The following is a 12,475-nucleotide window of genomic DNA, read 5'->3' as shown; positions in this document are numbered from 1 at the left end:
TGAAAATTAGTTTTGTACGCTTTCTTCGCTTGGGTTAGATTGTGAAGCATCTTGGTTGATTTGTGGAACTTGTTTTCCGTTCAAGAAATCATACATTTTTTCAATATTTTCTAATGAAGAAATATCAAAGTTAGCTTCAGTTTTTGATCTAGCAACAAAGTCAGCAGATAGTGCACGGTAAGCAGCAATATCTCTAATTTGTTCATCTGTTAGAGTTTGTTTTAGAGATAGGTTTACATGTCTTGTTGCATCTCCATATGCCATGAATTTATCCATGATGTCATATTTAATTTGTAACAATTTAATGTATCCTTGAGAAATCATTGAATATTTAATTTTTGTTGCAGAAGTTGCTTTTGTTCTAGCTGAATTTCCATTATCTAATAGTCAGTATTTTGTAGCATTGTAGAATTGTTGATTTGAGAAGTATTTAGCCATATCTGAAGACAATTTAGCAAAAATTCTTGATTTATCTTCTGTTGGCTTGTAGTAATTTTCAATAAATGCTGATAGAACACCTTTTTGCCCACCTTCTAGAACAACTGAGTTGTTTAAAAGTTCAACTTTGTCAGTTTTAGCTAATCAGTAATTGTATTCTGATGATTGTCCTCATGCATATAGGTTTACATACATGTCAACTACTGAGTTTAGAACACCTGTGCTAATTAGTTCTCTAACTGGATCAACATCTGCTTGTGCTTGGTATGAAGCATTTTTAACAAATTCTGGTTCTAGAGTATTTGTTACGAATGCTTTTAATGTTTCTCCATAGAAAGGAGTAAATTGCATATCTTGTTGGTATCCGTTAGTTGAATCTAGTAGTTTGTCGTCAATAATTGATTTGATTTCTTTTAGGGCTTCTGAAGCTTTAACAACGATGTTTTGGCTTGCTTTAACTTGTAGAGCAAGTAGCATATCGTCGTGTTTTTTGAATTGTTGTGATGTTGTAAATAATTGGTCATCTTTAACAATTTCATTGAATTCAGCTTGGTATTTAATTTTGATTAGTTTTGTATTTTGATCATCTGGTAATGAGTTAATCAAGTTAAATACATCATCTTTATCTGTGAAGTATTTTTCTTTAGCTTCTGCTAGAGCTGCAACTTCTTCAGCATCAATAATAGCTTTTCTTAGAACAACAATAGCATCTTGAATGTTTTTGTCATTTAATTTATCTTCAACGATTGGTTGTTCTGGTTCTGCTAATGCTTTTGCATCAGTAATAGCTTTATCTAAAATAGCAATTGCTTCAGGGTATCTTGATAATCTTGCATCAGTTTTTTTAGCTTTAACAATTTTCATCATTGCATCATCGTACTTTGATTGGTAGTTAACTAGTGAGTTGTTCATTGCTTTAACTTTAGCTAGGATGTCAGCAAGTGTTTGGTCAACACCATTTTTTAATAAGTCAGTGTGGAACATGTGTTTTTGAACTTCTTGATATTTTTCAATTCCTCATGTCATAACTTTAGCTTTAACACTGTCATCTTCTGAAAGTGTGTCATTGAAGAATTTACCATCGTTAGCTGTTCATTTGTCATAAATTTTCTTCAATTCAACAAATGGAACTGCTCTTTGAGCAACGTTTCTTATTGAGTACATTGACAATAATCTTTGTTTTCATTGATCTCATGATCATGTTTTGTAAGATTTATCAGCGATGTAGCTTTCATCACGGTGCACTGATTCTTTAATTGAAATTTTTCAGTATGGAGCAAATACAAAGTCAGCAACATCTCGGTTTTCAGCATAAATTGCTTTTGTTTCAACAATTAAGTTTTTGTAATCAATTAAAGCTTTATCTTTTCTTGCTTTTTCAAATGAATTTTTAATACCTCTTAATGCAGCAGCTGATCTACCAACTAAGTCAATAACTTTGTCTCTTAGACTTGGGTATGTTGAACCTTCAGGTTGAGCTTGGGTATCTGATGATTCTGTTGTCCCTTCAGTTTCGTTTGTTGTAGGAGCAACCACTGGTGCATCAATTCTGTTAGATAGAACATTTAAGAAGTCATTAATTCTTGTTTCTAATTCTTGTTTAATTGTTGAGTATCCATCAACATTTTCTGAAATACGTTTGAATAATTCTTCAGCGTCTAGGTTTTCTAGAACATATTCAGAATCCGCTGTTACAGGCTTATTAGTTTCAAGAACATTATTTTTGACAATAGTTAAGTTTGATTTGTAATCATCAGCAACATCTGATTGAACATTAATTGATTTATTTGATCAGATGTAAGCTTTGTTTACTAAAGCTTTTAGATCGTTCATTTGTGTTTGTAATTTGTGAGCAAATACAAAGATTTCTAAATCATCTCCAAGAGCAATGATTTCGTTAGCTACTTTTTCGCCCTCTTCAACTGAACGATATTTCTTCAATGTTATATTGTTGTTGTTTTTGTCTTTTGAAGCGACTGATTTTTCATCAACGTATTGACGATATAAATCAATTCTTTCTTGTATAACTTTTTTGTCTTCATCATTGAATCTAGCTAGACTTCTTGTTGCTACAGTTTCTTTCTTAGCATAGTATTCTCTAGCTTTTGTTAGCATATAGTTATTTGCATTATCAATGAATAAAGGAATATTTTTAGTAATTGCATCATTTAATGCTTTTGCTTTTGTTTCATAATCTGCTACAGTTTCAGGATTTGCAGCTGTTTTGTTTGCATCAAAAGTATCCATTAGATCTTTTTGAACATCATAGTTAACATTTGTGTCTGAACTTGTTGCACTTGAATATTTACCATATTTACCATTTCAAGCTTCAATTTTGCTTTGTATAACACACAAGTCTGTTAGAGCTTTTTGTCATTTTGCTTTAGCTACTTCAATTTTAGCTTTTTCAATAGCTTCTGTAATTTCTTGAGCAGCAGGGTTAACTTGTGATTCATAACTGTCTTTTAGTTTGTCATTTTCGTCGTAAAGTTTTGATTTAGCTGAAACTAAAGCTTTCTTTAGACCATCTAATGCTGTTGGGTAATCTTTGTTTTCATCCATGAATGCATTTGCAGCTTTAACTGCTTGTGTGTATGGATATAGATTTTTAGCAACTTTAGCATCGTCTAATGCTTTTTGTAGAGCGTCAGTAGCATCTTTAATTGTGTTTGGTTTGTCAGTTGATTGTTCTACATCTTTTGAAGCTTTAATTGCTTCGTAAATTTCATTAACTCTTCCATCTAAAACAGCTTTTTTGTCTGTTAAATCTTGTGAATAGTCTGTTATAGTGTTATTATTTTTACTTTTATCTTGAGCAAGTCATTGTTCTACAACTTTTTTCAAGTCATTGTATGCTTTTAGTTCATCTGTTGCAACAGCTTCTTTCATTCTTCAACTTAGGTAGTCGATTTGTGATTGAATTTGGTTTCTGTTAACTCTGTCAATTGTTGTATCTCTATCAACATCAGCAGGTAATCCTTTTTCTTCTCAAACTGTGTAGTTTGCTTGGTTAACTGCTTGGTCAACAATAACTTTCGAAGCTTCTTCAGTTAGTTGAGCTTTTCTGTCTTCAACGTCTTTTCTTGTTTTTAGGAATTCTTGTAGAGTATAGTTTTTATCTACTGAATCAACTAGTTTTTGCAATTCAATAGCAGCTTTTCTAACAGCATCAAAACCTGATTGGTTTGCTTGTGCTGTTGAAACAGTAGCATCAGTTTCACTTAGTTTTGATTGTAGTTGTTGTTTGTATGAGCTTACTAATGCTCTCTTTGAATCAAGAATGTTTTCATCTGTATCAACATCGTTTAGTTTTGTTGATAATAAGTCATTTGCAGCTGTTTGAGCAACTTTATAGTCAGCTTTAACTGCATCTAATTTAGCATTATTTAGAGCAGCTACTAGTGTGTCATATTGATTTGATACTTCTTGCAATTTAGCATCTAAAGCAGTATTATCAACTAGTGTTCTTACATCACCGATTGATTCTACATAACTTGTAGCTGTTGTAACTGCTTGGCTCAATGTTTCAGCAATTTCGTCGTAACGAGGACTTTCTTTGGCGTTTTTAAATGTTTGTGCTTGAGTGTCAGCAGTTGTTGCAAGTGATGTAATAGCATCTTTTTTAGCAAGAATTTCATCTTGTTTGTCGATAATTTTTTGATCTTCTTTTGCTTTGTTGTATGCTTCACTTAATTTGTTGTATGCTTCAACAACTTTTGCGTCTTCACTTTCTTTTGCACCTTCAACAACTTTACCTTGTTCGTCTTTAACGGCTTGTAAAGTTGATTTGATGTTTTCGTATGAAGATTTATTTAAACCTTCTAAGTAACCTTTAACTTCTTTATCTAATTCTTTATAAACAACAACTTGGTATAGTTTGTTTGCTTTAGCTTTAGCTTCAGTCAAGGCAGCATATTGTTCTCTTCAAGCTGAATCTGTGTCAACCTTGTCTTTAGTTTTTCCATTTTCATCTTGATCTTGGGTTTTAGCAACTGAGTCTGTAATTGCTTTTTCAAAATCGGTTGCACTTAAGCTTTTAGCTTTTAGATTATTTAATAGTTCTTTTGATGAGTCAACCAATTTTTTGTATTCTTGAACCATTGCACTTGCTTCGCTTGTTTTTTGAGCAATAATGGCTTTAGCTTTTTCAATTGCAGCTTCTAACTCTTTTGTTTTTGCTACTAATTCTTCACTTGAAGCTTTGTTGCTGATTGATTTTGCGTCATCAATAGCTTTTTTAAAGTCTTTCAAGTCTTCAGCAAATGCTGAATTGTCATCGTATAACTTTTGAGCTTCAAATAACTTAGTACCTAAGTCTTTTAACTCTTGACTTGCACCACAACTTGCTGATAAAAATGCTAGCGAGATACCAACAGCTGTAGTAGAAAGAAGTCCAGTAATGACTGCGACTTTTTTACTTTTTGTCATACAAAGTCTCCTTATTTTGTATTTTGTACGTATTTGTTTTTCGAAAAACATTTCGATAATAAAACTGTTTTATTTTTTAAAAAGTGTAAAACATAGTTTCAAAGTCAAATTATTAATAACATTTAAAACTCCCAAAATAATAGTAAATTGGCACAACTTTTTTGTACCTTACTTAGCAACGTTTTACTATGTAAAACTATCATTTTCTTGTTTTACGTTTCTAATTATAACCCACTTTAATAAAAAATGGTATTTTTGGACATTGAAAAATGCTGATTTCAAGCATTTTTTTAATTAATTTTTATTTTCTAAATAAAAAGTGCCACAATGGGCACTCTTAGATGGTTATTGAAAATTATTCAGCTTCTACTTCGTAAACTGAAGCATATTTACGGTTTCTTCTTGTTTCGTATTTTACAATACCATCAACAAGAGCGTATAAGGTGTCATCATTTCCTCTACCAACGTTTTTTCCTGGGAAAATTTTTGTTCCCCTTTGACGGTAGATGATTCCACCTGCTAATGTAAATTGTCCGTCTGCTAACTTAGCACCAAGTCTTCTTCCGGCCGAGTCACGACCGTTATGGGTACTTCCACCTGCTTTTGTCTTTGCCATGTTCTAATTACCCCTTGATCTCTTCAATTTTTACTCTTGTGTAAGGTTGACGGTGTCCTAATTTACGTTTGTGAGTAGATTTAGCATTGTGACGATACACAACGATTTTTTTAGCTTTTCCTTGTTTTTCAATAACTCCAGTAACACTAGCTCCTTCAACATATGGTGCTCCGATTTTTGATTCTAGAGCAACTACTTTGTCAAAAGTTACTTTGCTACCAGCTTCTCCATCGATTTTTTCGATGAAAATTGTATCTCCTGGTTTAACAATTAGTTGTTTTCCACCAGTTTCAATAATAGCGAACATAGATGTCCTCCTTATTTGATGGCTCGCCCTTAAGGTGCTATGCTTAAAACCTGTTTGGAACGGTTACAACAAGTAACGTTTTTAATTATAAATTATTTTGTTATTTTGTTACTAAAAAACTTTACAATGTAAACTTGCTATTTGTAGCATAAATTTTTTGTTGTTTTGCATCAATAAGTTGTCCTTCAGAAGTTAAGAATTCTCAAATTGAAGCAACCAAGTTTGCAAAACCTAAATCAAAGTTTTGTTCTACATCCTGACGTAATTTTTGAATGCCAGGTCATCTTCTACCTGGACCAATTTTGTCGCTGACATAAACAATTTTTTCTAAAGTTGTTGGTTTTATACTCAAAGTAGTGTGATGTTTGATTGCATGAAGAATGCTTTTGTTAGTGATTTTGTATTCATTTTTAAGAAACAAGTAGGCAGTTAATTGGTGGTATTGATAAGGATGATAATCCTTAACATTTAGTCCATATTTTTGAATCATTTGCTCGTGTTGTTCGTTAGTTCATTCTTTAGTAATATCGTGTAGCAAACCAGCATAATAAGCAGTCTTAACATCATAATTTAACTGTTTAGCAAGTTGAGCTGCATATTCTCCAGTTGAAAAGCAGTGACTATTTCTTGAAATTGAAAGAGTGTTAAGAATTAAATCGCGAGCGTATAAAAAGTTTTTCCCAATGTATGACTGAACCCTTGAATCAACAATTTTGATATTACCTTGACGATATTCAGTTGCTGCAAAATCTCATAGTGGGTTATCCAAAATCAAAACGTTATACTTTTTTGCATTAATTTTAGAAAAATTCTTAGTACGACGAAAACACACAAGTTTCACTCACTTACTGAAATCATTAACACCTTGTCACTTGTTTAAAGAACTTAAATTGTCAGAACCTAGAATGAAAAACAATTCATCTTGTGAATATTTTTGTTTAAAGTATTTCAGTGTTTCGAATGTGTATGAAGGTCCTGTTCTTTTGATTTCAAAATCACTAACTTCAAAATTATCAAAATCCTGAATAGCAATTTTAACCATGTTGTAACGGTCTTGATTAGAAGCAGAAGGTTGATTTTTTTTATCGGGATTTTGATTAGCAGGAATAAGAATAATTTTGTCTAAATTTAGTGTTTTACAAGCATGTTGAGCAATCAAAATGTGTCCTTTGTGGATGGGATCAAAAGTTCCGCCAAATAAACCTATTTTCATCTTGTTTCCTTTCTTATTTTGTGCAGTTGTAATTATTATGTGACATCAATATTTGTTTGTTAGGCAAATATATCTTTTATCATTTTACACAACTATAAAAAATTTCAAGTCTAAAAATAAAAGACTACACTTGCAAGTATAGTCACAGTTATTTTTTCAAAATTGATTGGTCAATATCAATTAAATCATTATTGTCATAGTCATTGATGCTGAATTTGATTTGGTCAGCACGAACGTTTTGCATATTTTCATGTTCTTGGCCAGTAAAAAGGGTTTTTGAGCCAAGTGAAAAATTAATTTTATCGATAATGGCTTTGCTATCATTTTCTTTTTCTTGTTCGAAAAGCGAAAAAGGTGTTTCATTGTCTTGTGAAGAAATTAAATTGTGAACTCTTAATCCTATTCCTCTTAGTGGTTCACCATCTCAATTTTCTTTTAGAAGTTTAAAACAAGCTTTAAAAATATCTTCGAGATTGTTTGTTGGTACCTTGATATTACGTTGAAAAATATTTCAACTTTTATCTTGATTACGAACTTGAACAGAAACTACGGAACATAGATAATTTCTTATTTTCAAACGATTTACAACTTTTTTAGTTAAGGACAAAAGAACATTTTTGAGATGTTCTTCATCAAAAATATCATCTTGCATAAAGGTTGTAGATTGACCTATTCCTTTTAGTTCAGTTGGTTTTGCTTCTTGTGATTGAACTGTTATCCCTTTTGCCATTTGCTGAAAGCCGTAAAAGTTAACACCCAGTATTGAACGTAATAAAGCAGTATTCTGGCAATATACAAAATCGCCTATTGTATTGATATTTACTGCTTTGAGTTTTTGTGTACTTTTTCTACCAATCATGAAAAAATCACCAATATCTAGTGAGTAAAAATTATTAGCAATGTCTTCTTTTTCAGTAAAAACTATTCCGTGTGGCTTAGCAAGATTAGTAGACATTTTTGCTAAAAATTTGTTGTAACTAATTCCTATTGAACAAGGTATGTTAAGTTGATTCCAAATTGTGTCTTGAATGATTTTGGCATATTCGATAGGAGAAGAATAATCTTGTATCACATCACTAACATCAAGATAGCACTCATCAATTGAATAAACTTCAATGTTTTTACTAAATTTTGTTGCTATTAGTTCAAAAATTCTAGCACTCACAGAACGATAATAATCTAGTCTTGGTTCCAAAACCAAAAGGTTAGGAATTTTTTGTTTGGTAACGTAGATTGGCTCACCTACTTTAGCACCTAATTTTTTAGCATCAGAACTTAAAGCAGTAGCAATTGAACGTTTAGTATTTTTAGAAATTGCAATCGGTACATTTTTTATATCTGGTCTGATTGCTCTTTCACAAGATACAAAAAAACTATCCATATCAATATGGAAGTAAATTTTATTATTCAAGGTTTAATGCCTTTTTGACTGCTCTGATAATAAGTGAAGCACACTCAACACGATTTAAGTGTTTTTTAACATTTTCAAAAACTACTAAGTTATTCAATAATTCCTTGTTTTCCGTGTGATTTTGGTTAATCATCGACTCATAGTTTTCCAAAATTTCTTTAACTTCTTCAGTACTTTTGTTTTTTATTAAATCTAAAACCAAATCAGTTGAAGAAATAAAAATAGAACAACCGCTACCACTAAATTGAGCATTTTTAATAACGTTATTTTCCACCACTAAACCAATTTCAAGATTATCAGCACACCCACTTCTTGAGTAAGCTTGTCCTTGCAAACCACTAAGTGTTTCACTTTTATTGTTTGGGGTCAAATAGTGTTGATAAATTAAATCCCTTTTTTGTTGATCACTAAATGAAGTCAAGAAAATCACCTCCATTGATTAAAGCTTCTATCAGTCTTTCAATATCTTTTTCATCATTGTAAAAGGCAAGTGAGGCTCTCACCATTGTGCCATGAAAATTAGGATCAATTTCAAGTAAATAAGCACAAAAAGTTCCACTACGAACGTAGATATCACGGTGTCCTAAGTACGAAGCAACATCTTGTGAACTAACATTTTGGATGTTAAATAAACAAATATTATCACCAGGCTTAGAATACAAAATAATATTTGGCACTTTAGTTAGTTTTTCATGCAGTTTTGTAGATAAAGAATACATTTTTTCATTCATTTTATCAAAACCAATTTCATTAATAAAATCAATAGCTTTGTTAAACTGATAAATCCCAGCAAGATTTAAGGTTCCTACTTCATATGCACTGTAGTCCATATCATAATTTGGATTACTGAACGATTTTGCAGCTCCACCACCAAATTTTTTAGGCATTACAAATGAAAAAACACGATCACTTATACATAAAACTCCAAGACCTGTTGGACCATACATTTTGTTTGCAGAAACAGCGATAAAATCACAATTTTTGATAGTTACTTTAGTGTGTGGCGCAGCTTGTGCAGCATCGTTAACCAAATACACATCATTTTTTAAACATGCTTGATAAATTGAGTCTAATTCGTATTTTTCGTTAAGATTATTTGTTTGCTGACTAAGGGCAACAATTTTAGTTTTTTTATTAATTTTTTGCATTAAATCTTGTTGTGTGGTGAAATATACAAAATTAACATTTTTGTCTTTTAAGAAATAAAAATATGGCAAAACATTGCTCGCATGATTGTATAAAGAAAGTAAAATTTCATCACCTTCATTGACTAAATCTGCTAACATCATAGCAACTTGGTTGAGTGCTTCACTTGCTCCTGAGTAAAAAATTGTCTTTTTTCAATCAGCTTCAAAAAAAGAAGCGACTTTTTGACGAGTTTGATTAACTATGTCGCTAACTTCCAATCCTAGTCTTGAGTCTTTTGTTCGAGTTGAGATCGAAAATTTAGTATAAAAATCATTACCAGCTTGACAAACTACTTCCGGTTTCAAACCTAATGCGCCATTATCTAAATAAGCAATGTCATTATTTTGCAGCATTGGAAAAAATTTCTTATAATCCATTTTTTACTCCTTTTCAAATAGTGAAATATACTCAATATTTTTCGATTTATTACCCAAAATAGGACTTTCTTGAATTGCCAGGAACTTGAAACTGCACTCTTTTGCATATTCAATTACTCGATTAATTAAAAACTCGTGATGTTGTTCTTCAACATATCCACCTTCAGAAACGTATTTTGAGCTTGCTTCGAATTGCGGTTTAATCAAAGCAACTATTTGCTTTTTCGAAGCTAAAAAATCTTTACAAACTTCAAACACGTGTTTAAGCGAAATGAAACTAACATCAGTCACAACTAAGTCAATATTTTCAGTAAATGAAGATTTAGTTAGAGTCTTAAGATTGGTCTTTTCCATATTTATGACTCGATTATCATTTTTTAATGTGTAGTGCAGCTGATCGAAACCTACGTCAACTGCATAGACTTTTTTTGCTCCGTTGAGCAATAAAATTTGCACAAAACCACCAGTACTCGACCCAATATCAACACACACAAAATCTTTAGGTATTATCTTGAATTCTTCGATAGCTTTTTTTAATTTATATGCTCCTCGAGAAACAAATTCTTTTTGATTAATTAAGTCCAGCTTTATATCAGGGCGGAATTTTAATGAAGGAAGAATTTCTTTGTTTCCATTAACCAAAACATTGCCAATTCGAATTTGAAAATCAGCTTCACTTAATTCTAATTCAAATTTGTTGCTAATCAATATATCTAATCGTTGTTTGGTTATTTTACTCATTTTAAAATTAACCTCACATAATAATTAAAGTCAGGAGTTACCTTTTCCAATGACATACAAAAATCATTGAACAAGTCTCTTTTTCGAGCATTTGAACTAGTTATTCCATGGATTTCAAAAATGTTGGGTACTTGATGTTTAACATCATAATAGTAAGTTGATGTTTTGAAAATGTAGTAAAGAAACTTTCCAAAAGATTTTCAATCACACGACTGAAATTTTTCATCGATTGAGTTGACATGATTAAGTAAAATAGTTAAAAACATGTTCTTTTGGAAATTACTATTCATTAATTCTATTTCTACTTCGGCCAGCTTATTAATTGAATAGTTAGTATCGAATAAAATCAAAATTTTTGAAATCAGGAAGCGCATTTGTTTGTTTCTAAATCTTTGACGATATTTTAAAATAACCTGATTTTTTACCAAAATCAAGTTTATTTTTGCAACAGTTTGTTTAATATAGTTACTTTTTATCATCTTTATTAATTTTATCCAAAATAGCGTTTACAAATTTGTAATTAACATTGTAAATCTTAGCAATGTTAATCATTGTATCTATGACAATTTTAGGATCATTTTTACGCATTTCAAAAACACCGTAAATTAAAATCGCTCTTGCTAAGGCTGGAATTCTATCTCAAGTTCAATTGTCTAAAAGATAGAATTGAATAATTTTTTGAATTGTTGGGATATTTTTTTCTAACAATTCAATAACTTTCATTTGCGAGTCACTAAATGCTGAGTTTTCAAAAATATATTCACTGTTTAGTGGTTTATTAAAAAGTTGTGACTGATAAATAAGTGTAATGAAAACCATTCTCTTTTTAATCATTAACTCATTGAAAGCGACCTTTTTCGCTATTTCATTTAATTGCTTGTCTGTTTCCATATTTTTTCCTAAATTAGTCATAGATATTAATTAATTTTATTTTTTGATTATCTTTATTTTTTGACAGAGTAAAAACTATTGCGTTTACCTGACACTTATTAGGACTGACTTTAAAAGCACTTCGTCCATTGTGGCGCATTTTGTCATAAACCTCATCATAGTTAGCACCAATAGCACTATTGTAAGGACCACACATCCCTACATCAGTACAATAATAAGTTCCATTTGGTAATATTCTTGCATCATTAGTTTGCACATGGGTATGAGTCCCTAAAACTGCGCTTGCTTTACCATCAACGTAAATTCCGAAGACATTTTTTTCACTTGTTGTTTCACCATGAAAATCTACTATCATATAGTCAAATTGGTTTTGTGAATAAATTTCGTCGAATTTGTCAAAAAAGCAGTCTGCTTGTTCTTCATTTCAAGGTGACAATAACGGATTGAACTGTCTTCCCATCATTGAAGTTACTAAAACTTTTTGATTTTTGACTTCAAAAATTCCGAAACCCTGACCTGGATATGCATAGTCTATATTCGCTGGTCTGATTACGTCTTTGTTTTCAATGATTTCGCTAATTTCAGCTTTAGCTCAAACATGATTTCCAAGCGTAAAAACATCTATTCCAATTTGTTTTAATTTTTCATAATCTTGAGGCACAAAACCTTTTCTACCAGAAACATTTTCGGCCTGTGCGATAACAAAATCTATGCTATTTTCAGTTTTTAGTTTAAATAAATATTTTTCAACTATTTCTATTCCTGGTTCACCAAAAATATCGCCAAAAAATAGTACATTTATGTCTTCATTACTTTTAGTTATCATAATTAATTTTAATTTTATACTAATTCAAAAAAATCCTAA

Annotated in this window: 11 protein-coding genes; all 11 read right to left on the bottom strand. The window is 31.0% G+C overall.

From position 1 onward, the window contains the following. Positions 1–6: 6 nt before the first annotated feature. Entirely contained in the window at positions 7–4,866 is a 4,860-nt protein-coding gene (locus ACSH40_RS00805; protein ID WP_438341673.1) for a hypothetical protein, read from the bottom strand. Positions 4,867–5,221: 355 nt separating this feature from the next. Further along, positions 5,222–5,482: a 50S ribosomal protein L27 gene (rpmA, locus tag ACSH40_RS00800; RefSeq protein ID WP_438341672.1), complete on the bottom strand. Its 261-nt coding sequence runs from the start codon at positions 5,480–5,482 to the stop codon at positions 5,222–5,224. Between the two features lie 7 nt (positions 5,483–5,489). Continuing rightward, entirely contained in the window at positions 5,490–5,789 is a 300-nt protein-coding gene (gene rplU / locus ACSH40_RS00795; protein WP_438341671.1) for a 50S ribosomal protein L21, read from the bottom strand. Positions 5,790–5,910: 121 nt separating this feature from the next. Next, positions 5,911–7,002: a nicotinate-nucleotide adenylyltransferase gene (locus ACSH40_RS00790; RefSeq protein WP_438341670.1), complete on the bottom strand. Its 1,092-nt coding sequence runs from the start codon at positions 7,000–7,002 to the stop codon at positions 5,911–5,913. A gap of 148 nt (positions 7,003–7,150) precedes the next feature. Continuing rightward, positions 7,151–8,413, bottom strand: coding sequence for a Y-family DNA polymerase (locus ACSH40_RS00785; protein ID WP_438341669.1), 1,263 nt, complete (start codon positions 8,411–8,413; stop codon positions 7,151–7,153). Then, positions 8,406–8,849 carry an iron-sulfur cluster assembly scaffold protein gene (locus ACSH40_RS00780; RefSeq protein ID WP_438341668.1) on the bottom strand — a complete coding sequence of 148 codons (444 nt, stop codon included), beginning with the start codon at positions 8,847–8,849 and terminating at the stop codon, positions 8,406–8,408. The genes ACSH40_RS00785 and ACSH40_RS00780 overlap by 8 nt, the downstream gene beginning before the upstream one ends. Then, entirely contained in the window at positions 8,821–9,978 is a 1,158-nt protein-coding gene (locus ACSH40_RS00775) for an aminotransferase class V-fold PLP-dependent enzyme (RefSeq protein WP_438341667.1), read from the bottom strand. Before ACSH40_RS00775 ends, ACSH40_RS00780 begins: the two co-directional genes overlap by 29 nt. Before the next feature lie 3 nt (positions 9,979–9,981). Next, on the bottom strand, positions 9,982–10,719 hold the full coding sequence (locus ACSH40_RS00770) for a TlyA family RNA methyltransferase (RefSeq protein WP_438341666.1): 738 nt from the start codon (positions 10,717–10,719) through the stop codon (positions 9,982–9,984). Next, positions 10,707–11,198, bottom strand: a complete 492-nt coding sequence (locus ACSH40_RS00765; RefSeq protein ID WP_438341665.1) for a hypothetical protein — start codon at positions 11,196–11,198, stop codon at positions 10,707–10,709. The genes ACSH40_RS00770 and ACSH40_RS00765 overlap by 13 nt, the downstream gene beginning before the upstream one ends. Further along, complete coding sequence (locus tag ACSH40_RS00760; RefSeq protein WP_438341664.1) at positions 11,185–11,610, bottom strand: transcription antitermination factor NusB; 426 nt, start codon at positions 11,608–11,610, stop codon at positions 11,185–11,187. Before ACSH40_RS00760 ends, ACSH40_RS00765 begins: the two co-directional genes overlap by 14 nt. A gap of 13 nt (positions 11,611–11,623) precedes the next feature. After that, positions 11,624–12,436: a TIGR00282 family metallophosphoesterase gene (locus ACSH40_RS00755; protein ID WP_438341663.1), complete on the bottom strand. Its 813-nt coding sequence runs from the start codon at positions 12,434–12,436 to the stop codon at positions 11,624–11,626. Positions 12,437–12,475 lie beyond the last annotated feature (39 nt).

The sequence above is a fragment of the Mycoplasma sp. 3341 genome (assembly GCF_051549855.1).
GTDB lineage: Bacteria > Bacillota_I > Bacilli_A > Mycoplasmatales > Metamycoplasmataceae > Metamycoplasma.
The sequence above is the reverse complement of the archived record's forward strand: the minus strand, read 5'-3'. Positions and strand labels throughout refer to the sequence as shown.